General features: G+C 31.0%; 23 protein-coding genes. 8 read left to right on the top strand and 15 right to left on the bottom strand.

The genetic code is table 11. From position 1 onward, the window contains the following. Positions 1–47 precede the first annotated feature (47 nt). From ABD766_RS12500 to ABD766_RS12480, 5 genes are all read right to left on the bottom strand, one after another. Complete coding sequence (locus ABD766_RS12500) at positions 48–326, bottom strand: hypothetical protein (protein ID WP_344816999.1); 279 nt, start codon at positions 324–326, stop codon at positions 48–50. A gap of 32 nt (positions 327–358) precedes the next feature. Continuing rightward, positions 359–829 (bottom strand): Lrp/AsnC family transcriptional regulator, encoded by a 471-nt coding sequence (locus ABD766_RS12495; protein WP_298118511.1) that lies wholly within the window; start codon positions 827–829, stop codon positions 359–361. 53 nt (positions 830–882) lie between these two features. Beyond that, positions 883–2259 (bottom strand): saccharopine dehydrogenase family protein, encoded by a 1377-nt coding sequence (locus tag ABD766_RS12490; RefSeq protein WP_344816998.1) that lies wholly within the window; start codon positions 2257–2259, stop codon positions 883–885. A 106-nt stretch (positions 2260–2365) separates the two neighbouring features. Next, entirely contained in the window at positions 2366–2701 is a 336-nt protein-coding gene (locus tag ABD766_RS12485) for a hypothetical protein (protein WP_344816996.1), read from the bottom strand. A 24-nt stretch (positions 2702–2725) separates the two neighbouring features. Further along, a complete protein-coding gene (locus ABD766_RS12480) occupies positions 2726–3487 on the bottom strand; it encodes a DUF3108 domain-containing protein (RefSeq protein WP_344816994.1) in 762 nt (253 codons plus the stop codon). Positions 3488–3611: 124 nt separating this feature from the next. Between ABD766_RS12480 and ABD766_RS12475 the strand changes: the two genes are divergently transcribed. Then, positions 3612–3998 (top strand): DUF423 domain-containing protein, encoded by a 387-nt coding sequence (locus ABD766_RS12475; RefSeq protein WP_344816993.1) that lies wholly within the window; start codon positions 3612–3614, stop codon positions 3996–3998. Positions 3999–4078: 80 nt separating this feature from the next. Next, a complete protein-coding gene (gene pckA / locus ABD766_RS12470) occupies positions 4079–5704 on the top strand; it encodes a phosphoenolpyruvate carboxykinase (ATP) (RefSeq protein WP_344816992.1) in 1626 nt (541 codons plus the stop codon). 79 nt (positions 5705–5783) lie between these two features. Here the strand turns inward: pckA and ABD766_RS12465 are convergent, their stop codons facing one another. Both ABD766_RS12465 and ABD766_RS12460 read right to left on the bottom strand, forming a co-directional pair. Then, a complete protein-coding gene (locus tag ABD766_RS12465; RefSeq protein ID WP_298305033.1) occupies positions 5784–6533 on the bottom strand; it encodes a uroporphyrinogen-III synthase in 750 nt (249 codons plus the stop codon). An 18-nt stretch (positions 6534–6551) separates the two neighbouring features. Beyond that, entirely contained in the window at positions 6552–7217 is a 666-nt protein-coding gene (locus ABD766_RS12460) for a DUF4271 domain-containing protein (RefSeq protein ID WP_344816991.1), read from the bottom strand. Positions 7218–7321: 104 nt separating this feature from the next. On the opposite strand from ABD766_RS12460, the gene ABD766_RS12455 reads away from it, so the two are divergent. Genes ABD766_RS12455 through ABD766_RS12445 form a run of 3 tightly spaced genes read left to right on the top strand, consistent with a single transcriptional unit; the run spans position 7322 to position 9773 of the window. Then, positions 7322–8047, top strand: coding sequence for a polyprenol monophosphomannose synthase (locus ABD766_RS12455; RefSeq protein WP_298304877.1), 726 nt, complete (start codon positions 7322–7324; stop codon positions 8045–8047). 7 nt (positions 8048–8054) lie between these two features. Beyond that, positions 8055–9395, top strand: a complete 1341-nt coding sequence (locus tag ABD766_RS12450; RefSeq protein WP_344816990.1) for a dihydroorotase — start codon at positions 8055–8057, stop codon at positions 9393–9395. Between the two features lie 3 nt (positions 9396–9398). Continuing rightward, the gene (locus tag ABD766_RS12445) at positions 9399–9773 is read left to right on the top strand and encodes a DUF4296 domain-containing protein (RefSeq protein ID WP_344816989.1); all 375 of its coding nucleotides are present in this window, start codon (positions 9399–9401) and stop codon (positions 9771–9773) included. Here the strand turns inward: ABD766_RS12445 and ABD766_RS12440 are convergent, their stop codons facing one another. Continuing rightward, positions 9774–10775 (bottom strand): NAD-dependent epimerase/dehydratase family protein, encoded by a 1002-nt coding sequence (locus ABD766_RS12440; protein ID WP_298304872.1) that lies wholly within the window; start codon positions 10773–10775, stop codon positions 9774–9776. 175 nt (positions 10776–10950) lie between these two features. Between ABD766_RS12440 and tyrS the strand changes: the two genes are divergently transcribed. After that, the gene (gene tyrS, locus ABD766_RS12435; RefSeq protein WP_344816988.1) at positions 10951–12246 is read left to right on the top strand and encodes a tyrosine--tRNA ligase; all 1296 of its coding nucleotides are present in this window, start codon (positions 10951–10953) and stop codon (positions 12244–12246) included. A 28-nt stretch (positions 12247–12274) separates the two neighbouring features. Here tyrS and ABD766_RS12430 read toward each other — a convergent pair whose 3' ends face one another. From ABD766_RS12430 to ABD766_RS12415, 4 genes are all read right to left on the bottom strand, one after another. After that, on the bottom strand, positions 12275–12997 hold the full coding sequence (locus tag ABD766_RS12430; protein WP_344816987.1) for a hypothetical protein: 723 nt from the start codon (positions 12995–12997) through the stop codon (positions 12275–12277). 45 nt (positions 12998–13042) lie between these two features. Then, positions 13043–14023, bottom strand: a complete 981-nt coding sequence (locus ABD766_RS12425) for a LuxE/PaaK family acyltransferase (protein WP_344816986.1) — start codon at positions 14021–14023, stop codon at positions 13043–13045. A gap of 125 nt (positions 14024–14148) precedes the next feature. Continuing rightward, positions 14149–15198, bottom strand: coding sequence for a T9SS type A sorting domain-containing protein (locus ABD766_RS12420; RefSeq protein ID WP_344816985.1), 1050 nt, complete (start codon positions 15196–15198; stop codon positions 14149–14151). A 95-nt stretch (positions 15199–15293) separates the two neighbouring features. Next, positions 15294–15629, bottom strand: coding sequence for a T9SS type A sorting domain-containing protein (locus ABD766_RS12415; protein WP_344816984.1), 336 nt, complete (start codon positions 15627–15629; stop codon positions 15294–15296). 407 nt (positions 15630–16036) lie between these two features. Between ABD766_RS12415 and ABD766_RS12410 the strand changes: the two genes are divergently transcribed. Further along, entirely contained in the window at positions 16037–16387 is a 351-nt protein-coding gene (locus ABD766_RS12410; protein ID WP_298304855.1) for a toxin-antitoxin system YwqK family antitoxin, read from the top strand. Between the two features lie 54 nt (positions 16388–16441). Here the strand turns inward: ABD766_RS12410 and ABD766_RS12405 are convergent, their stop codons facing one another. The 3 genes from ABD766_RS12405 to ABD766_RS12395 form a co-directional block, all read right to left on the bottom strand. Next, a complete protein-coding gene (locus tag ABD766_RS12405) occupies positions 16442–16993 on the bottom strand; it encodes a hypothetical protein (protein ID WP_344816983.1) in 552 nt (183 codons plus the stop codon). A 71-nt stretch (positions 16994–17064) separates the two neighbouring features. After that, positions 17065–18450 (bottom strand): hypothetical protein, encoded by a 1386-nt coding sequence (locus tag ABD766_RS12400; RefSeq protein ID WP_344816982.1) that lies wholly within the window; start codon positions 18448–18450, stop codon positions 17065–17067. 33 nt (positions 18451–18483) lie between these two features. After that, entirely contained in the window at positions 18484–21288 is a 2805-nt protein-coding gene (locus tag ABD766_RS12395; protein WP_344816981.1) for a TonB-dependent receptor, read from the bottom strand. A gap of 189 nt (positions 21289–21477) precedes the next feature. Here ABD766_RS12395 and ABD766_RS12390 point away from each other — a divergent pair, with 189 nt between their 5' ends. Beyond that, a complete protein-coding gene (locus ABD766_RS12390; RefSeq protein WP_298304844.1) occupies positions 21478–22161 on the top strand; it encodes a response regulator transcription factor in 684 nt (227 codons plus the stop codon). The last annotated feature ends 61 nt before the right edge of the window (positions 22162–22222 follow it).

The following is a 22222-nucleotide window of genomic DNA, read 5'->3' as shown; positions in this document are numbered from 1 at the left end:
TTGAATAAAGTTTAAAACAAAAATCCGTCTATAACAGACGGATTTTTTTATTTTACAAAGGTTGATAAAATAATCAATATTGACAACCAAACTACTCCATGTATGATAAGACATTTCACATGACTTTTTCCACTATACAATTGACGAATTAAATGCACCATAAAGTAAATCAAACTAATAGGAACAAATAAATAGAACAAAAGCACACCAAAGTTAGGAGTTTTTGCATCACCAGGAAAAAGTTCATAACAAATACCTGCTATCAAAATATAGATAGTGTAAAAAGCAATTGTAAGGTTTTCTTTTGAAAATTTGTTGAGGTTCATATATCTAATATCTAATATCTAAAATCTAATATCTAAAGTTGTATCTGTCTTTCTATTTGTTGTTCCAATGAAATAAAAGTTTCTGTTCGAGAAACGCCATCAATAGGTTGGATTTTTTTATTCAAAAGTTGCATTAAATGTTCGTTATCTCTACAAATAATTTTGATTAAAATACTCCAATTTCCTGTAGTGTAATGACATTCTAAAACTTCAGGAATCTTTTTTAATTCTTTTACAGCCTCAGCATTGGACGCCGCTTTTTCTAAGTAAACACCAATAAAAGCCATGGTTTTATATCCTAAAACTTTGTTGTTTACGATAAATTTAGAACCCGAAATCACACCAGCATCTTCCAATTTTTTTAATCGTTGGTGAATAGCAGCTCCTGAAATCCCTATTTTATTGGCGATTTGCAAAATTGGTTTTCGAGCATCTTCCATCAAGAAACGAAGAATTTCTTTATCGATTCCGTCAATTTCAATTTGAAGCTGATTGATTTTCATTGGTTGTAATTTTAAAGCAAAAGTATATATTTTGTTTTAAATTAAAACAAATATTAGTTAGTTGTTACCAATTTATCAGGATTATATCCAATGTAAGGCATAACAGTTTCTTTGAAAATCACTCCAAATTCTTCTAATTCTTTCAAAATAGGTTCGTAAACTTCTTTTCTAATTGGTAATTGAACTCCAGGTGTTTTTATATTTCCGTTTAAGATTTGTAAAGTTGCCATAGCTACAGGTAATCCAACAGTTTTTGCCATAGCAGTGTAAGTTTGATCGTCACCAATACAAACCATTTTAGAATCAATTTGTTGTTGTTTTCCTTCTAATTCGTAACCGAATTTATGGTACATTACAATCATATCTTTGTCGTTGGGTTGCAAAGTCCAACTGTCATTCAAGATGCGTTCTAGAATTTGTGCAGGAGTTGCATTTTTTAAACCAACAATTTTGTTTGGGTTGAATAAATCTAATTCTAATAATTTGTCCCACATAATGTCATCTTGCTCGATATTTAGAGCCAAACGCATTTTAATTTCAACAGAATCCGTTGGATGATAAGGTAAAAAAGAATTAGTAAATTCACGGAAACTCATCGTTTCAGAGTTTTCCATTACGTAAGTATCATCGGTCATTCCGAGTTGGACAAACATGTTCCAAGCTTTAGAAAAACCAACTCTTCTGATAGTTCCACGATATAAAGTTAACACGTCGTCAAGACCATAAACGCTTCTGTATTTTAGAGAATCTCTGTTGGCGTAACCTTCAAATTTTCCGTAGCCTTCTACTAATAAAAACTCGGTTCTACGAAATAATTTATTGTAAGGAATGTATTTATATTTACCTTCTTGAATGAATTTTGCTGCGCCACCTTGACCTGCTAAAACTACGTTTCTTGGTGCCCAAGTGAATTTATAATTCCACAGATTATTATCGCTTTCTGGAGCAACTAATCCACCACAGAAGGATTCGAATAAAATCATTTTTCCACCTTTTTCACGAATTTCATCAATGACTTTCATGGCACTCATGTGGTCAATTCCTGGGTCAAGCCCAATTTCATTCATGAAAATCAATCCTTTTTCTTTCGCAGCAGCATCCAAACCTTGCATTGCGTCTGAAACATAAGAAGCAGTTACCATGTGTTTTTTGAAAGTGATACAATCTTTAGCAACCTCAATATGCATGTGAGCTGGCAACATCGAAATTACAATATCAGCTTTTTGAATTTCTGCATGACGTTGTGTTTCATTGTTGATGTCCAATTGAATTGCTGTTGCATTTGGATGGTTGTTGGTTTTTCTTTTAGCCAATTCTAAAGATAAATCACCAATAGTTATATGAAGATTTTGTTCAACAGATTTGTTTAAAAGATATTGAATTAAAGATGAAGCCGAACGACCTGCTCCTATGATAAGAATGTTTCTCATGGTTTGTTTGTAATTGGATACAAAACTAAAGAAATTCCAATAAAAAAATTCCAAATCCCAACATTTATAATCGGAATTTGGAATTTATATTTTAGAATTTGATATTTTATTCTAAACCTTCAAGGTCTTTTTCTAAATCTTCAAGTTCCTTTTTTGCTTCTTGTTTAGTTTCAATTTTTTGTTGTTCAAATTGTTGATCTTTTTCCACTTCATCTTTTATTAGATAAGTTTTTCCCAATACAAATATTGCGCAGATATAAGTTAATGCAAACAACCATTTAACAAGTTTACGTTGATTAGTATCTGATTTTTTGAAAGTTATAAAAATCAAAATCAAGGCAACTCCAATTGGTAAAAGAGCTAAAGTGTCAAATGGAAGAATTGAAAAAACAATACTCAAGATAACAAATATAAAAGATAAAATTAATAAAGCCTTTCTCATTTTATGCTGAATTTATTTCAGTAATTAAATTCCAGTTGCAGAAGTTAATGCTAATTGTCCTGTTCCAACAGGAATGCTAAATTTCATTAATGCTGGTACTTTTTTTGCATCAGCAGTAAGCCAAATTAAGTTTTTGTCTGTTCCTTTTAGCTTGTTAGTTTTTGCGCCAATAGATAATTTGTAGCATTCTTTTTGTCCAAGATTCCCGGCATTAACGCTTTCTGTTCCCATGTACTTCAATGTAACAGGAATCTCTTTTTCGTCAAAAACAATGGTAAATGATTTAGTTTGTCCTGATTTCATTTTGGAAAAATCGATAGTTCTTACTTTATAAAGTAACGATACTACATCTAGAGTCGAAGCACCAATATTGAAAGTACGAATTGTTTCGGGATTATTCCTTTTTTTAGAGGTGCTTGTGACAGAATTTCCTTTGAAAACGTATTTTTCTTTTTTAGTGTAACCACCTTCGTCAACACTTCTTTTATATAAACTTGGTTTTAAAGTGGTCGGGTTTACGTAAGCTTCATAAATATCTCTTATTTTGAAAAACTTATCCCATTTGCTAAACGTTGCTAATTCACAATTCAAATGTAAATAAGTGTTTTTTGAAGTATTCTGAGTTTCTGTTGACATGGTTACTTGAGCCAATTGTGTCATCAATCCACTCATATTATAAGAACCAGCATAAACTAATTTTTCACCTGATGGAATAACTACTTTCGTATCTGCTTTAAATGAACAGAAAATCAATAGAGTAGCGATAATAAATGTTGCTTTTTTCATTTCTTAAAATTATGGTACAAATATAAAATTTTATAATTGTTAAAATCTAAAGGAAAACATAAAAATCCTTTAGCATTCCATATATAACTGATATTTTTGTTAAAAATTATTAAGAACGATTATTATGGACAAGAAAATATTTTCTGCAGCAGGTTTTTTCGGAATGACAGCAATTGTTTTAGGAGCTTTTGGTGCTCATGCTTTAAAGAAAGTTTTAACTGTTGATCAATTAGTTACATTTGAAACTGGAGTAAAATATCAAATGTATCATGCTTTGTTTTTGCTGTTTTTAGGATTAAACAATCATCTGAGTTTTAATACAAAAAAAACAATTTTAGTGCTTACTATTTTAGGAATTATCTTCTTTTCTGGTTCTATTTATTTATTGGCTACAGATAGTTTAAATGATTTTAATTTTAAAATAATTGGATTTATAACTCCTATTGGCGGACTGCTATTAATAATGGCTTGGGCGATATTGACAATACATTTTTTAAAGAAAAAATCATAATTTTTTAATAAACTACAACGTTGTAATAATTAATTTTTACCTTTGCAGTCAATTTATTAATTGCAACACAATACAATTTTATGGAGAATACTGCCCAATCTACGAAATCGATTTCGTTAGAACAATATGGAATCAAAAATGTCCAAGAAATTATATACAATCCATCTTTTGAATTTTTATATAATGAAGAATTAAGTCCAAGTTTACAAGGTTACGAAAAAGGTCAATTGACTGAACTTGGAGCTGTAAACGTAATGACTGGTGAATTCACGGGTCGTTCGCCTAAAGATAAATACATTGTAAAAGACGCTGTTACAGAAAATACTATTTGGTGGAATTCTGAAAAAGCGGTAAACGATAACAAACCAATTTCTCAAACAACTTGGAATGCTCTTAAAGAAACAACAGTAAATCAACTTTCAGGAAAAAGATTGTTTGTTGTTGATGCTTTTTGTGGCGCTAACGAGAATACTCGTTTGAAAGTTCGTTTCATTATGGAAGTAGCATGGCAAGCACATTTTGTGAAAAATATGTTCATCCGTCCAACTGATGCAGAACTTGAAAATTTTGGTGAACCAGATTTTATTGTAATGAATGGTTCAAAAACTAGTTTCAAAGACTACGCAGCTCATGGATTAAATTCTGAAGTTTATGTAGCTTTCAACCTTACTGAGAAAGTACAATTAATTGGTGGAACTTGGTATGGTGGTGAGATGAAAAAAGGATTGTTCTCAATGATGAACTACTATTTACCATTACAAGGAATTGCTTCTATGCACTGTTCAGCAAATAAAGGAAAAGATGGCGATGTAGCCGTTTTCTTCGGATTGTCTGGAACAGGAAAAACAACTTTATCTACAGATCCAAAACGTGAATTGATTGGTGATGACGAACATGGTTGGGATAACGATGGGGTTTTCAATTTTGAAGGTGGATGCTATGCAAAAACAATCGATTTGAGTGCAGAAAATGAGCCAGATATTTTTGGCGCCATCAAAAAAGATGCATTATTAGAAAACGTAACAGTTGATACCAACGGAAAAATTGATTTTAAAGATGGTTCTGTAACACAAAATACTCGTGTTTCTTATCCAATTAATCATATTCACAATATTGTAAAACCAGTTTCTAAAGCTGGTCATGCAACAAAAGTGATTTTCTTAACTGCAGATGCTTTTGGTGTTATGCCTCCAGTTTCTAAGTTAACTCCAGAGCAAACTAAATATTATTTCTTATCAGGTTTCACGGCTAAGTTAGCTGGAACTGAAAGAGGTGTTACACAACCTGAACCAACCTTCTCGGCTTGTTTCGGAAAAGCATTTTTATCATTGCATCCAACTAAATATGGTGAAGAATTAGTGAAAAAAATGGAGCAACACAATGCTACAGCTTATATGGTTAACACTGGTTGGAATGGAACAGGAAAACGTATTTCTATAAAAGATACTCGTGCAATTATTGACGCTATTCTTGATGGTTCAATTGAGAAAGCAGAAACTAAAGTAATTCCAACGTTCAATTTTGAGGTTCCAACATCTTTACATGATGTTAATTCTGCTATTTTAGATCCAAGAGATACTTATGCAGATGTTTCTGAATGGGAAACTAAAGCAACAGATTTAGCCGGAAGATTCATTAAAAACTTCGTTCAATATACAGACAATGCTGAGGGACAGAATTTAGTAAATGCTGGACCACAATTATAAAATAACAAACAAACTATACCTAAACAAAGAAAAAGCCCAACAGTGATGTTGGGCTTTTTTGATAACTATAAATAAAATTTTATTTTCCTTTATTAGCTTCGGCTACATATTTTTCTAAAGCCATTGTCATAGAAGGTGTTTCTGGTGTTGGAGCAAGAATGTCAATTCTTAATCCATGTTCTAAAGCTTCTTTTTGAGTAGTGCTTCCAAAAACAGCTATTCTGGTATCATTTTGTTTAAAATCTGGGAAGTTTTTAAATAATGATTTAATTCCAGTTGGACTGAAAAATGCCAAAACATCGTAATAAACATCAGCTAAATCAGATAAATCACTCATTACCGTTTTGTAGAAAACTGCTTGCGTCCAATTGATTTTTAGGTTGTTTAAAGTCACAGGCGCGTCAGCATTTAATTGATCTGAAGCAGGAAGTAAAAACTTTTCATCTTTATATTTTTTGAAAAGTGAACTCATGTCTGCAAAATCTTTTTGACCAACATAAATTTTACGTTTTCTATAAACCACATATTTCTGTAGATAAAAAGCAATAGCTTCTGATTGACAAAAATATCTCAAATCTTCTGGAACTTTATAACGCATTTCTTCAGCCACTCTAAAAAAGTGGTCTACTGCATTTCTACTTGTTAATATGATTGCAGTAAAATTGTTAAGGTCAATTTTTTGAGCTCTAACATCTTTCGCGCTTACGCCTTCTACGTGAATAAAAGAACGAAAATCTATCTTTACCTTATGCTTTTGTTGTAAATCAAAATAAGGCGAATTTTCTACTTTTGGCTCTGGTTGCGAAACCAAAATCGTTCTTACTTTCAAATTTGCCATGTTTAAACTCTAATTTTTTGTAATCAAATAAAATATGAAATAATATGGAGCTATTTCAAGTGCGCAAAGATACAAAATAAAATAAAACAACTTACCGAATACTAAATTTTGATAATTCTTCAAAGAAATAAGATAAGTTACTAAATTTATTATTAATAATATACTAATTACGGTAATAATTAAAGAATTCGTTGAATAATTACCATAAAACAGGATAATTGAAACTGGTAATAGTAGTAATCCAATGTAGGTTCTGAAGGTAACTTTCTGTAAATTAAACTGCTCGATGATTTCTTCAATCCCAAATGTTGCGGCAATAATCTTCTCTACAAGAAATTTAGAAAGTATAAAAACTGTCAATAGGGTAAAAATTCTTGTAAAAAGAATCCAATCGGTTTTAATACCATAATTGTAGTGTACTAAAACTAATTGAATAAAAAACGAAAGTGAAATTATATTTACTATAAATAGAATTACATTAAATCCGCTCATTAAATGACTACTTTCTCGATATATTTTTGTATATTTATCTGATACAATTAATCGAATATAATCGTTAAATCTCGTTTCAAAGACTGATTTTGCTAAAACAATTAGAAATAAGGAAAGCACAAAAATAATTGTTGCCCAATCTTTGTTTTCTATAATTCGTGGATGTAATTCTAATGCTATCATGAACCGCAAAATTACTAAATTTTATTTGTTGATTAGTATTATAATATTATTAAGATTATGAAGTAATAAAATGAGTATTTTTGCACAAACTTTTATCGATAAACATGAATTGCGGCATTGTAATTATTCCAACTTATAACGAGATTGAAAATATTGAAAGTATAGTGAGAGCTGTATTTTCTTTACATAAACCTTTTCATGTTCTTATTGTAGATGATAATTCGCCAGATAAAACAGCAGATAAAGTAAAAGAACTTCAAAAAGAATTTCCAAATCAACTTTTTCTTGAAGTTAGAACAAAAAAAGCCGGATTAGGAACTGCTTACGTTCATGGATTCAAATGGGCACTAGCTCATGATTATGAATTTATTTTTGAAATGGATGCCGATTTTTCACACAACCCTCATGATTTAGAACGATTGTATGATGCTTGTCATTTTGGTGGTGCCGATTTAGCCATTGGTTCAAGATATGTTACCGGAGTGAATGTTGTAAACTGGCCTTTAAGTAGAGTTTTGCTATCTTATTTTGCTTCAGTTTATGTGAGAATGATTACCGGAATGAAAATTATGGATGCTACTGCAGGATTCATTTGCTATAGCAGAGAAGTTTTAGAAGCAATTAATCTTGATAAAATTAAATTCATTGGATATGCTTTTCAAATTGAAATGAAATACAGAGCATTTTCTAAGAATTTCAACATTCAAGAAGTGCCAGTAATTTTTACCGATAGAACCAAAGGACAATCTAAAATGAGTGGTTCTATTATTAAAGAAGCCATTTTTGGAGTTTTATCACTTAGAATAAAAAAATTATTTAATAGATTATAGAAAATATATGAATACCGTTTTAATTAAAAATGCAAGGATTGTAAATGAGGGCAAAATTTTTGAAGGCGATGTTCTTATTGAAGGCGAATTTATAAAAGAAATTGCCGAAAGTATTAGCCACAAAAGTTCCAATTGTAAAGTTATCGATGCCGAAGGAAATTATTTAATTCCAGGAGCAATCGATGATCAAGTGCATTTTCGTGAACCAGGTTTAACGCACAAAGGTACTATTGAATCAGAGAGTCGTGCGGCTGTTGCTGGTGGAATTACTTCTTTTATTGAGCAACCCAACACAGTTCCAAATGCTGTTACACAAGAATTATTAGAAGATAAATATCAAATTGCTGCTCAAACTTCGTATGCCAATTATTCTTTTATGATGGGCGGAACCAATAATAATTTAGAAGAAATTCTTAAGACAAATCCCAAAAATGTTGCTGGGTTAAAATTATTTCTTGGATCTTCAACTGGTGATATGTTGGTTGATAGTTCTGCCGCTTTAGAAAGTATATTTTCAAGCACAAAATTATTAATTGCTGTTCATAGCGAGGATGAAAATACTGTAAAAAGTAATTTAGAACATTATAAAGCTATATACGGAGACGATATTCCTGTAGCGCTACATCCTGAAATTAGAAGTGTTGAAGCTTGCTATAAATCTACTGAAAAGATAATTAAGTTAGCTAAAGAAACTGGTGCACGGTTACATGTATTTCACATTTCAACGGCAAAAGAGTTGGATCTGTTTACCAACAAAATTCCGTTGGAAGAAAAACAAATTACAGCTGAAGTTTGTATCCATCATTTATGGTTTTCAGACGAAGATTATGCTACTAAAGGAAATTTCATCAAATGGAATCCAGCAGTAAAATCCGCTGCAGATAGAGAAGGACTTTGGAAAGCATTGTTAGACGATAGAATTGATGTTATAGCTACAGATCATGCACCACATACATTAGAAGAAAAACAACAAGTTTACACAAAAGCACCATCAGGAGGACCATTAGTTCAACACGCTGTTGTGGCTATGTTTGAAGCGCATCATCAAGGTAAAATTTCTGTGGAGAAAATCGTTGAGAAAATGGCTCACAATCCAGCTAAGATTTTCAAAATAGAAAATAGAGGTTTTATAAAAGAAGGTTTTTATGCCGATTTGGCAATTGTTAATCCGGCGATGCCTTGGAGTGTAAATAAAGAAAATATTCTATACAAATGCGGTTGGTCACCATTTGAAGGAACCAATTTTAAATCAAGAATTACACATACTTTTGTAAACGGACAATTGGTTTACGAAAATTCTAAAGTCAAAGAAATTAAAGCCGGAAAACGTTTACTATTTGATAGATAAGAAATGAAAAAAATAGTATTTATTTTATTTATAATTTCATTTGTACTACCAAGTTGCAAAAATGAAATAATTGAAAAGCCAGATAATCTTATCGACAAGGATAAGATGAAAGAGATTATTTATGATTTAGCAATTCTGGAAGCGGCTAGAAATCAAGGTTCGGCTACTCGAAATTATCCTAAAGCAAGTGTCTTTTTAAAAGAAAAATATAAAGTAGATAGTTTAACTTTCGCAAAAAGTACTCAATATTATGCTTCAGATATTAAAGAGTATAAAAAAATGTATGAAGAAGTTAAAGAGCGCTTAGATAAAGAAAATAAGAAGTTAAGCGGTGCTCCAATTCCGGTTCAAAATCTTGAAGAGGGAATTGTGAAGTAATTATTTTTTATAATGAACTACAATTTTATCTAAGTAAGAGTCAATAGCCTCAAAATCATAATTCAAATAGTTTTTTATTTTTTCATTTGAAATCGCATCACTATTTAGAATTGATTGCGCCGCATGTTTAGATATTTTTCTTTTGGTTCTAAAAATAGAAGAGAGCACCCAATCCAATCGCCATCCAATATTGAGCATCCAGGGTTTTGCCTCAATTTTTGGTTTTTTAGCCTTTATTTTTTCAGCGATACTGTAGATAATATTTTTGTAAGTAATGTTCTCAGACAGCAATGCAAATCGTTCTCCATTACAATCAGAGTTCATTAATTTATGCATTATTTCCACAACATCTGTAACAGCAACATAACCAGAGGAACCATAAGTGTAAAATGGAATTCCTTTTTCAATAGAGGTAAAAAAAGCACCGCTACCTTGTTGCCAAAAACCAGGTCCAAAAATAACTCCCGGATTTACGATTACTACATTCAATCCTTCTTGCTGACCTCGCCAAACTTCCATTTCGGCGCCATATTTTGAAATAGCATAATCACTATGCAAAACTTCAGGATTCCATTCTGTTTCTTCAGTAATGATGGTTTCGTGCTGTGCTAAATCTCCAAGAGCAGCAATTGAACTAACGTGACATAGTTTTTTAACGTTTTTGTCAATACAAAAATTTACAATATTGGCGGTTCCTTCAATATTTACCTTTCGAAGTTGATCTTCATCATCTGGGTTGAAAGAAATACATGCCGCACAATGATAGACATAATCAATATTTTCAAAAGCAATTTCTAACGAAGGAACATCTAGAATATCACCTTGTGTCCAGTTTATTTTAGAGAATAGTTCACTTTTTTTATACAAATCAAAAAGAGATTTTGTTTTCTCTATATTTTTTGGATTTCGATAAAGGGCACGAATATTTTCTTCACCATTTTCTAACAAATGAAGTACTAAATGAGCTCCGACTAATCCTGTTGCACCAGTAACTAATATCATTTTGTAAAGATAGGATTTATGAAATAAGTTTAAAAGTTTAAAGGTTTAAAAGTTTAAAGGTTTAGGAGTTTAGAAGTGGTATTCAATATTTTTCTAGCAAAATAATTCAAAATCTGAAATCTGAAATCTGAAATCTGAAATCTTAGAACTATATTTGCGCAAATTATCGAATAAAATGAGGAATTTAGTAGAAGAATTACAATGGCGCGGATTGGTGCACGATATTATGCCAGGCACAGAAGAGCAACTTTTAAAAGAAATGACAACGACCTATATTGGATTTGACCCAACAAGTGATTCGTTGCATATTGGAAGCTTGGTGCCAATTATTTTATTGGTTCATTTAGAAAAATTTGGACACAAACCAATTGCTCTTGTTGGTGGTGCTACTGGAATGATTGGTGATCCTTCAGGAAAATCTGATGAGAGAAATTTACTTGATGAAGCTACTTTAGAAAAAAATGTTGCCGGAATAAAAGGTGTTTTATCTCGTTTTTTAGATTTTAATTCAACTGCAGCTAATGCTCCAATTTTAGTAAACAACTACGATTGGATGAAAGACTTCTCGTTTATAAACTTTGCTCGTGACGTCGGAAAACGAATCACGGTAAATTATATGATGGCAAAAGATTCTGTAAAGAAACGTTTGAGTGGAGAAACTGGCGAAGGAATGAGTTTTACAGAGTTCACTTACCAATTAATTCAAGGTTATGATTTTCATCATTTGTACAAATCACATAATTGCTTGTTGCAAATGGGTGGTTCTGACCAATGGGGTAATATTACTACAGGAACAGAATTAGTGAGAAGAATGAACGGAGAAGGAGCAAAAGCTTATGCAATGACTTGTCCATTAATTACTAAAGCTGATGGTTCTAAATTTGGAAAATCAGAAGGTGGAAATGTTTGGTTGACTGCCGATAAAACATCGGTTTATAAATTTTACCAATTTTGGTTGAATACAACCGACGTTGATGCTGAAAAGTACATTAAGATTTTCACATTTTTAGATAAAAACACAGTAGATGCTTTAATCGCAGAACATCGTGAAGCACCACATTTACGTGTTTTACAAAAACGTTTAGCAGAAGAAGTAACTACTTTTGTTCACGGAAAAGAAGAGTTGGAAAGAGCGATTTTTGCTTCGAATGCTTTTTTTAGTCCAACTATGGACGATTTAGCCCAATTGGATGATGCTACTTTTGTAGAAGTTTTTGAAGGTGTGCCAAATGCCGAAATTGCTAAAGAAGATATCATTGCCGGATTGGATATGATTGCTGCACTTGCTGCAAAAACAGGTTTCTTAGCTTCCAATAGTGATGCTCGACGCGAATTGAAACAGAATGCAGTTTCTTTAAACAAAGAAAAAGTCGCTGAAGATTATATCATTACCGAAAAAGATTTGGTAAAAGGTAAATTTTTAGTCCTTCAAAAAGGAAAGAAAAATTATTATTTGATAAAAGTAATATAATTAGGAAAGGAGCTTAACGGCTCCTTTTTTATTCTCCAAAATTTATTTCCATTTTGTTGGAAGTAAAAGTTCCATGAAGAAAGTTATTGTCCTTTTCAAATTTAGAGTATTCTTCAAGTGAAAGTGAAGTCTTTCTATTCAGCTTGTCTAAACTTAATGAAAGTTCTATTTCGAATTTATCATTTTCATTCAAATAAAATTCTTTGTCATCTATTTTATAATAACGTTCTTTATTCCAATTAGTCTTTATAATGTAATTTTTAGTTTCATTTGGTTTTAGAATTATAATAGACTGAAGTAGCTTTTGATTTTTATAAATCCATGCTTCATCAGTATTAGTTCCACCATTTTTTTTGTAAGTTTCAATTATGTTATTGTATTCTAAAGTGTATTTTTTTGTAATTTCTTCTATCAGTTTTTTTCTTTTTTCTACATCATCTGTCTCTTCAATTTCCTCTTGTTCTTTATAAATTTTTTCGTAAAATGGACCATCAACATCCTCAAAAATTCCATTTTGGTATATTTTATAAACCGGAAATAATGTCAATGAACCTGCAGAATTTGCAATCAATGTATTTGGAATTAAAAAAAAGGATAGTTCTCTATCTGTAGTGTTTGTGATGTGGTAATTGATAGAAAATGCTCTCTTTTTGGAACTAATATCAACGGAAATAATTGAGTCAATTGTTACTTCAATTTGGCTTGAAACTGAAAAAGTTATGAAGAAAAGTAAGTAATGAAGATGGCGCATAAATTTATTTTCAGTTAGTTAAATAACGCATAAAAATATAAAAAATTACAACACCATTAAATTACAACCTCGAATATCTGAATTATCAAAACGTCCCAATACTTCAAACGAATTGTTGGGATATTTTTTTCCTAGATCTTGTGTTGCTATGAAAGAACACGAATTGATGTTGGCTAAATCAATAACGTTTATTCCTCCTGTTTTACCGCTTTCTACATAAGACAAAGCATCTTCGGTATCACGAATTAAAACGGTCATCCAGTTTGGACATTCAAAAATTCCGTTACCTAAGGAATAGGCTTGCGATAACAATTCGGTCATGCCATATTCTGAATGAATGCTAGAAACTCCAAAACCATTACAAAGAATTTCATGCAATTCTTCACGGATGATTTCTTTGCGTTTGCCTTTCATTCCTCCAGTTTCCATGATTATTGTGTTTTTTAATTGAAACTTTCGTTGCTCTATTAAATCCAATAAAGCATAAGTTACACCAATCAAAAGTACGTTTTGTCCGGATTCATCAAGTTCGATTAATTTTGAAATTAGTTCGTCGTAATTGTGTAGATAAAAACCACTATTTTCATTATTTGTAAGCGCTATCAAGTCTTTTACCATATAGATTAAAGAAGAGCCAGAACGCTCAAGATAGGATGGAAGCAAAGCTAAAACCGCATAGTCTTCTATATTTCCATAAAATTCTGAAAAAGCATTGCGATAACTTTCTTCATACAAAGTTACATCGGTTATAAGGTGTTTACTTGTAATCATTCCGGTGGTTCCGCTACTTGTGAAGGTCTCTTGAATGGCATCATTTGAAGATATAACATCGTGACTTTTAAAAAACTGAATGGGTAAAAACGGAATTTGTTGCAATGATTTTACGCTTCCTTTTTCAATTTTTAATAACTCACAGAATTCGCGATACACTTGGTTATTGTCGTATTGAAAACGAAAAACCTTTAAAGCTATTTTTTCAAACTGCTTTTGGTTTTGAATGGTGAATATATCGTGAGATGAAATCAAAGTTAAGATGCTTTTTGTTTAATTTTGAAACATCCCGAAGTTTCGGGACAGTAGCATTGCAAAAGTAATGAAAATAAAAAAGCTCCAACATAAATTGGAGCTTTCTAATATAATTTTAAATCTAGTTATTCAATAACTAATTTTTTAGTTGCTGTATTTCCTTCTTCAGAAATTTGAACCATGTAAACACCAGCAGTAAGGTTGCTTACATTGATTGCAGATTCAGAAGTTGTAGTGTTTAAAACTTGTTTTCCTAATACATCAAAAACAGTAACTGTTCTTTCAGCATTTGCATCAGTATTGATGTAGAAAACACCATTTTTCACTGGATTAGGGAAAACTGATAAACCAGCGATAGCGTTTTGGTTGTTTCTTAAATTTGGTGTAGTAACATCTGCCCAAGTTTCACCAACTCTGATTTCGTCGATTTCAGCTTTTGGTGTACCAGATGAGTTTCTTAAACAAATAGAAGCAAATGTTGCAAAAGTATTTGTTCCAGAGTTATTAGTTACAGTCGTTGCTGGTTCAGTACCTCCAAGGTTAGATGGGTTTACCCATAAAGACGCTACAGTTGGCGAAGCAGATCTGTCATATTTCACAACCACTAAGTATGTTGTTCCAAAATTTAAATCTACTGGATTTTCTGTGTATGTTAAAGTTCCTGTAGAAGTATTTGAAATACTTAATCTGTAGTTAGCACCTGAATTAGTTGATGCTATTGCCAATCTTCCACCTAAACTAGTTACAGTTCCACCAGATGCACCACCAAAACTCATAAAGTAGGTGTTTCCAGATGCCGTAGCTGACAATTGGGTGTTGTCTATAACATTTAAAAGAAGTGAATAATAATATGCATTAGCAGTTGAAGCTGTAAATCCTCTATTTATGTCACGAGGTGTTGTTGCATTAGCACCAGGTAACAAAATTTTATTTCCTGTTGAAGTTGCTAAACCAGGATAACTTAAACTTCCAGTAACTAAATCAATAGTACCTGTTCCAGTTGTTGCAGTATTACTATGTGTAAACCAATTGTTTGATCCAACGGCATCACTTGTTGTAGCTAAATTTCCTCCAACAAATCCAGGAACTGTATAGTCAAATCCTTCGTACAAGGCAGTTTGTCCAAAAGAAAAGCTTGTTAATGCAATAAATAATAAAGTGTAAAGTTTTTTCATAATTTTAAATATAATTTTAGGATACAAAGATAAAGACTATTTTTTTAAATAAAAATAATCAAAGTAAAAAAATAGTTAACAATATAGATATTTAACTATCTGACAATTAATTTTCTAGTAGCGCTTGCGTCACCTTCTTCTATCTTAATAAGATAAATTCCTGGTGAAAGCGAAGAAATGTTAAGTTCTCTAGAAGAAAGAGTAGTTTGAAGTACTTTTTTTCCAAGAACGTCAAAAATGGTGATTTGCTTATCTTCATTAGATTTTGTAGATATGTAAATCTTTCCACCAGTTGCAGGATTTGGGTAAAAACTCAGACCTTCAATAGTGTTCTCTTGCACTTTTGATGCTGGTTTTCCATCTTGAGCCATCACATTTGTAGTGCTTAGCATCAGGAAAAAAAGAATAATATAAAAGTAGTTTTTTGTCATGAGTTCAACTTGGTTAAAGCAAATATATAAATAAGTTTTCAAATACAATGCCAAAAATCACAATTTTAACAAATTTTATATTGATTTTTTAATGGTGATGTAGATGTATTACAAATCAATCTTGTGTGTTTCAATTTTAACTTTAGTGATTTTTAGTTTAGTTTGTCATTTCGTCGAAGGAGAATCGCATCAAGTACATAATTATGTGATTTTTCTTTCGTCAAAATGACAAAGTATAGTTTTTTTAGTCTATTTATGATGATTTCACACCAACAGGTTAGATATAATAAAGTTTAAAGTTTTCATAAAATTTTCCCAATGTTACCAAATTGTTAAGAGAAAGTTTGGTTATTGTAAAAATAGTTATATATTTGTTATCTAATTATTAATTCAAAAACCCAAATATCATGAAAAACCTTCTTTTAACACTTGTAATTTTGATTTCTGGTTTATCATTTGGTCAAGCAATTGAGCCAGTTTTAGAAGCAGAAAATGGATTGGTTAAAGCTACTTACCACTATGAAAATGGTGCTGTACAACAAGTAGGATATTTTAAAGACGGAAAGTTAGATGGAAAATGGACTTCATATGACGTAAACGGAAATGTTAGTGCTATTGCTGAATATACAAATGGTGAAAAGTCAGGAAAATGGATGTTTTATTCAAATGGTAGTACTGTAAGTGAAGTAAGCTATGTTGATAATCGTATTGTTGATGTAAAGAAGTTTTCACAAAATAGCATAGCAGATAAAGATTAAATTTTAAATTAATCTAAAAAAGGCTGACTATATTTTTATTATAGTCAGCCTTTTTTATTTAGTTTTAATTTTCCAAGTTCTACTTATAGTATCAAATTGGGTAATTTCATCTGGAAATTCTATAAAAAATTCAGGATTAGAATTTACAGTATAATAGTCAGACAAATCTTCGTTGTTCAAATATTTATCAAAAAGCAATTTTGTTTTTTCCTCTAATTCTTTTGGTTCCATTTTCCAGGTTCTAAAAGCTTCTTGATAGAACACTATGGAATCATTTTTATCAAATTTTAATTTTCCTACAGTAGTTGTTTTTTTTAATTTTATACTTGGAGCGATTTTGCTAATGGCAAAATAGATGTAATTGTCTTCATCAATGTAATAGTGCATTAATTCACTATTTTTTGCACTTAGCTTATAGGTTGTGTCAAATTGTTTGTCAAATTTGTTTTTCTCTGTTGCTAATCGAGGTAATTTCTCAATATAACGACTTATTTTGTATTTAAAATCTTCTATTTTTTCAGGCGAAAGATGGTTTTTAGGAATGGTGTCTTTCGGTTTTGAACAAGAGAAACAAATAAATAAAGATAAAATTAATAAGTACTTCATAGTTCTATAATAAAAGTGATGAGTTTAATCGTAGTGATTAAACTCATCAAATATACCTATTTTAATAAAATTTAGTAAGCTTTTAAATTCGGAATAAATTCAGCCCAAGTTGCTGTCCAATCTGTTGCTCCAAATGCACCTCTATAAGTAGTAGTGGTAAAAAATGTATTGTTAAGTTTTGCATTTGTAAATGAAGCTCCAGTAGATAAAGTACCACTTGTTACTTGATAAGTTGGGTTTGAACTATAAAAGTTCTGAGTATTATTTCCGTAAAAAACATTTAGATTCAATCCAAGTGTATTGTAAATTCCTGTTGTTGGAGTTTCGAAATCGGTTCCTGCAACAGTTGTATTATTTGCATTCCAAAGATTTTGTACATTGGTTGCAGTAGCAGTCATACCTGTTCCAACAGAAAACGTAGTTGATGGAGCAGACATTACATTGTTTAAAAGAAATCCTGTTCCGTTATTGTAATTATCATAAACAGATTGTTGATTCATTCTAATACCTCTTGGCATACCAACAAATACTGAGTTTGCAATAGTCAATGCAGTTCTTCTTCTCATATCAATAGCATGTTGATAATTTGCATTAATAGCTTGAGCATTAGTTAACTTTGGACCAATTCCTGTTAAGTTTGAAATAACACCTTCTGTTAGTAATGTTGTTACATTGTCATTTGGGCCATTATCAGTTTCAATAATATTTGAACCCGATTGATCTGCAAAAGTTGGGTATCTAACTGCAAGAGCAAATTGTATTTTCCCCGTGTAACCAAAATCAATATCAAAATCATCATCCCACAAACCAAGAGAAATTAAGTGTTTTGCGTTAACAGTACCGCCAAACCATTCAAAACCATCGTCACCACCATATGATACTTGACAGTATTCCATTTGTGTTCCACTTCCAACACCACCTAAAGTTATAGAATTGGTTTCGTTGTTTGGTGTTAATTCAATTCCTGCATATTCAATTCTTACATATTTTAAAATACCAGAATTGTCTGCGTCATCAGCTCCACCAAATATTACAGGAGGATTAATTCCTTCAATAGCTGGATTGGTTTGATTTGTTTTAGCTTTACCCAAGATTACTAATCCACCCCAGTCTCCACGGTCTCTAGACTCTGCTTTTTGTGAAGAAGTGAATACAATAGGTTCGTTTGCTGTTCCTTCTGCAATGATTTTTCCTCCTGGAGTAATAATAAGTGTTCCCTTAGTTGCTTTATCACCAAAAATAACAGTTCCTGGTTGGATTGTTAAAACTTTAGTGTCTTTAACAAAGACTTGACCTTTAATTAAATAACGAACACCTTTAGTAAGCGTTTGAGTATTTAAATCTCCAGAAAGGATTACATAATTTTCTGTATCTCCATCTGTACCAAAGGATAAATCATCTTTTAAACACGAAGTGAATAAAGTAGATAGTAATAAAAGTAAGATTATTTTTTTCATTTTTTTGTGTATTACAGTTTTTGAATTTTAGTATTATAAGTTGTAAGAAAAACCTAAAGTATATAAAGAACCTCTTTTGAAAGAAGAAATTACATTATCGTTAGCTTTGCTTATTTTGTTATCTCTATTTGAATCTTCCATTAATTTGAAAGGATCGTTAAGTATGTTTTGTAAACCAAGTTTAACTTTTAGTTTTTTAAATTTTTTAGAAATAGTAGCATCAAGTTGATTACGTTCAATTTCATAATAAGTATTGAATGCGTCGTCACCTACAGAGAAAATTCGGTTTCCAAATCGGTTGTAAATTAAGTTAATTCCAAGTCCTTTTTCATCTTCATATCCTAGAGCACCGTTAATAATATAAGGTGATTGTCCTTGTAAAGCTCTTTTAGAATCTTGTGATTGTGCAGCAGCACCAAGGTCAACTTCTGAGAATATGTAAGATGCGTTGATGTTGATAGAAAGTCTATTTAAAATTGGAATGTTGGTTAAATCTTTGAATGATTTTTTAATTTCCAATTCAGCTCCATAATTTACTGCACTTGTAGCATTTTTAAAATTGAAAGATGGATCTTCAGCAGTTCTTTGAATGATTTGCTCAATTGGATTAGTGAATTTTTTATAGAAACCTCCAAATGAAACAGTTTCTCCTTTGCTTGGATACCATTCGTATCTAAAATCAATATTGTCTATTGTAGCAACTTTTAAGTCAGCATTTCCAAATTTTAAAACTTCATATTCGAAATCATAAAATAAGAAAGGTGCAATTTCTCTAAATTCAGGTCTGTTTACTGTTCTTGAATAAGCAGCTCTTACTAAAGATTTTTCATTGATATTATATCCAATGTTCAAAGAAGGTAAAATAGAAGTAACAGGATTGTCAACATTTACAGGATTACCATTTGAAAAAGCTCTCAGTTTTTGAGTATTGTTTTCTATACGAACACCCATGTTAATGTCAAATTTTCCAAGAGGTAATTCTGTGTTGATGTAACCACTTAATAAAGTATTGTCTGCTTTGTATGAATCATCTGGTTTTGTTCCTTCTTCTAAAACCCATCCATTTTGATTGTTTATGTTTTCATTGCTGAAAATTGTTGATAAAGGAAGGTTTCTTAATTCGTCTTTTCTTGCTGATGTAAGATAATCTTTCAAAACATAAGACACATATCTTGATTTGAAAATTCTAAACTTGTAATCTGCCAAGTAACCAGCTTTAATTTTTATTGGAGAACGTTCTTCTGTTTCTGAATCTCTATTGATAGTATAAGTATAGTTAACACCGTTATTAGCGCTAAACTCTCTTAAGTTTCCATAGTATCTACCAGAAAATAAATTAGAAGATGATGGATCTTGAAATGTATAATTGTCTGAAGTTGAGTTAACATCTTTAAAAGTTCTGAAACGTCTTAAATCTGGTTCATTTTCTCTGATATAATTGTATCCAACAACCCAATCAATATTGTTGTTAGAATTTAAATTATGATCACCATTCAATTGCCCCATATATATACTTCTGCTCTTATAAGCATACATATAGTTTTTTAATGTGTTATTAGCCTGTTGATTAAAATTAATTCCTTGACGAATTGTAGTTTCATTTTCTCCAATTTGGTTGAATAAATTTTTGAAAGTAAATTTTGATTTCGCAGTTTTTAATGACCAATTAGACAATGCAGTGATGCGTACTTCTTGTTGGTAGTTCATGTCATTAAATGTAAACCAATCTGTAGGTCTTGTTTCGCCGGCATTCAAGAAATTATATCTTCTAAAACTTCTTGAAAAAGACTGATAACTTGTTGAATAATTAAGTGCGTTAACACTAAATATTTTTGTATTTCCTAGGTTTATTTTTCTACCCAATGAAAAACCTGTGCTATTGTCTAAAAAGGCATTACTTGAATTAGTGTCAAAATTATTTGGTAATGATCTTGCAGCGTCAACACGAAGTTGTGAAGTAGCTGCACTATTATTTAATTGTGATGTAGTTGGAAAACTTGAAGGTAATGGTCTAAAAGAGTTATCTATCCCAACAAAATCTGTATTTGAACCTTCAGATTGTAAATAATCATTGAATGTTGTTTTTGATCTGTAACCAAAACTGATATCAAATTTTGTAAAATCTGATGTGCTTTCGATAGTGTTCAATGAAATAATACCTCCAGAAAAATCTCCTGGTTTATCTGCAGAACCAGTTTTATAGATAACCATTTTATCTAAAAGTCCTGTAGGAACTAGGTCAAAAGAAAACGTTCTTTTATCTATTTCTGTACTTGGAGCAAGTGAACCATTAATCAACACATTATTGTAGCGCTCACTTAAACCTCTAATCATTACAAACTTTCCATCAACAATTGTGATTCCAGGAATTCTTTGAATAGCTTGAGCTGCATTTCCATCGGTTCCTTTTGCCATTTGTTCAGCACTAATAGCACTTACAACTTGCTTGGCTTCTTTTATTTCTGTTAGAATAGCTGTTTCAGTATTTCTTTTCTTTACACTCTTAATAACAACATCGTCTAACTTATAACCTCCACTTCCTAATGCTACATTTAACTCAATTGTTTGATTAGGCTTCAAATCAATTATTTTTTCAATAGTTTCGTAACCTATAAAGCTAAATACCACAACGTATTCTCCTGAAGGAAGCGATATAGAGTATTCTCCTTTTTCATTAGTGGTTACTCCATTTGAAGAACCTTTTACAGAAACATTTGCAAATGCAAGAGGTGCATTATTCATGTCTTTGTCGGTAATTTTACCCTTAATAACGCTTTTGGTCTGAGCAAAAGAAAAAGCTGTAAATAAAATTGTTATAAATAATAGTTTTTGTTTCATCTGGTTAAATAATTTTTTGCAAAGTAACATGTACTATGTAAAGTTCATCTTAATCGAAAATTACCTTTGTGTTTTTATAACATTATGATATTGTTAACAGATTAAATTACCGTTAACTCATTTTTAATAAGAATTAATTACTGATAAAATAGTATATTTACATCGCAAAACATTATAATTTTTTGCATTATGAAGAAAAAAGACATAAAGATTTTATTGGTTGATGATGAACAAGATATCCTAGAAATTGTAGGGTATAACTTGACTCAAGAAGGTTATAAAATTGTAACAGCTTCTAATGGTAAAGAAGCAATTGCAGTTGCAAAAAAGGAACGACCACAACTAATCATCATGGATGTAATGATGCCAGAAATGGACGGAATGGAAGCTTGTGAAAACATTAGAAAAATTCCTGAATTGAGTAATATCATCATAACATTTTTAACGGCAAGAAGCGAAGACTATTCTCAAGTAGCAGGTTTTGATGCTGGTGCAGATGATTATATTGCTAAACCAATAAAACCAAAATTATTGGTAAGTAAAGTAAAAGCTTTATTAAGACGACTAAAAGACGAAACAACTTCAAGTGAAAACCTAAATGTTGGTGGCATTGAAATTAATCGTGAAGAATATAAAATAGTTATGGATGGAAGAGAAATTGTTCTTCCAAGGAAAGAATTTGAATTGTTCTATTTGTTAGCTTCAAAACCTGGTAAAGTATTTAAAAGAGAAGAAATTCTTGATAAAGTTTGGGGTAACGAAGTTATTGTTGGCGGAAGAACTATTGACGTTCACATTAGAAAACTCCGTGAAAAAATTGGAGAAGATTTATTCAAAACCATTAAAGGTGTCGGATACAAATTTGAAGCTTAATTTTTTTGTATATAGTATAAATGTATAATGTAAAATAGCAACAAAATTTTTAATAAAACTG

The sequence above is a fragment of the Flavobacterium cheonanense genome (genome assembly GCF_039539185.1).
Lineage (GTDB): Bacteria > Bacteroidota > Bacteroidia > Flavobacteriales > Flavobacteriaceae > Flavobacterium > Flavobacterium cheonanense.
The sequence above is the reverse complement of the archived record's forward strand: the minus strand, read 5'-3'. Positions and strand labels throughout refer to the sequence as shown.

Bases quoted from the DNA above. Each gene is read 5' to 3' on its own strand.
- ABD766_RS12405 (WP_344816983.1), bottom strand. From the start codon at position 16,993: ATGAAGTACTTATTAATTTTATCTTTATTTATTTGTTTCTCTTGTTCA.
- ABD766_RS12415 (WP_344816984.1), bottom strand. From the start codon at position 15,629: ATGACAAAAAACTACTTTTATATTATTCTTTTTTTCCTGATGCTAAGC.
- ABD766_RS12460 (WP_344816991.1), bottom strand. From the start codon at position 7,217: ATGATAGCATTAGAATTACATCCACGAATTATAGAAAACAAAGATTGG.
- ABD766_RS12400 (WP_344816982.1), bottom strand. From the start codon at position 18,450: ATGAAAAAAATAATCTTACTTTTATTACTATCTACTTTATTCACTTCG.
- pckA (WP_344816992.1), top strand. From the start codon at position 4,079: ATGGAGAATACTGCCCAATCTACGAAATCGATTTCGTTAGAACAATAT.
- tyrS (WP_344816988.1), top strand. From the start codon at position 10,951: ATGAGGAATTTAGTAGAAGAATTACAATGGCGCGGATTGGTGCACGAT.
- ABD766_RS12485 (WP_344816996.1), bottom strand. From the start codon at position 2,701: ATGAGAAAGGCTTTATTAATTTTATCTTTTATATTTGTTATCTTGAGT.
- ABD766_RS12390 (WP_298304844.1), top strand. From the start codon at position 21,478: ATGAAGAAAAAAGACATAAAGATTTTATTGGTTGATGATGAACAAGAT.
- ABD766_RS12420 (WP_344816985.1), bottom strand. From the start codon at position 15,198: ATGAAAAAACTTTACACTTTATTATTTATTGCATTAACAAGCTTTTCT.
- ABD766_RS12440 (WP_298304872.1), bottom strand. From the start codon at position 10,775: ATGATATTAGTTACTGGTGCAACAGGATTAGTCGGAGCTCATTTAGTA.
- ABD766_RS12490 (WP_344816998.1), bottom strand. From the start codon at position 2,259: ATGAGAAACATTCTTATCATAGGAGCAGGTCGTTCGGCTTCATCTTTA.
- ABD766_RS12455 (WP_298304877.1), top strand. From the start codon at position 7,322: ATGAATTGCGGCATTGTAATTATTCCAACTTATAACGAGATTGAAAAT.
- ABD766_RS12445 (WP_344816989.1), top strand. From the start codon at position 9,399: ATGAAAAAAATAGTATTTATTTTATTTATAATTTCATTTGTACTACCA.
- ABD766_RS12475 (WP_344816993.1), top strand. From the start codon at position 3,612: ATGGACAAGAAAATATTTTCTGCAGCAGGTTTTTTCGGAATGACAGCA.
- ABD766_RS12495 (WP_298118511.1), bottom strand. From the start codon at position 829: ATGAAAATCAATCAGCTTCAAATTGAAATTGACGGAATCGATAAAGAA.
- ABD766_RS12480 (WP_344816994.1), bottom strand. From the start codon at position 3,487: ATGAAAAAAGCAACATTTATTATCGCTACTCTATTGATTTTCTGTTCA.
- ABD766_RS12410 (WP_298304855.1), top strand. From the start codon at position 16,037: ATGAAAAACCTTCTTTTAACACTTGTAATTTTGATTTCTGGTTTATCA.
- ABD766_RS12450 (WP_344816990.1), top strand. From the start codon at position 8,055: ATGAATACCGTTTTAATTAAAAATGCAAGGATTGTAAATGAGGGCAAA.
- ABD766_RS12395 (WP_344816981.1), bottom strand. From the start codon at position 21,288: ATGAAACAAAAACTATTATTTATAACAATTTTATTTACAGCTTTTTCT.
- ABD766_RS12430 (WP_344816987.1), bottom strand. From the start codon at position 12,997: ATGCGCCATCTTCATTACTTACTTTTCTTCATAACTTTTTCAGTTTCA.
- ABD766_RS12500 (WP_344816999.1), bottom strand. From the start codon at position 326: ATGAACCTCAACAAATTTTCAAAAGAAAACCTTACAATTGCTTTTTAC.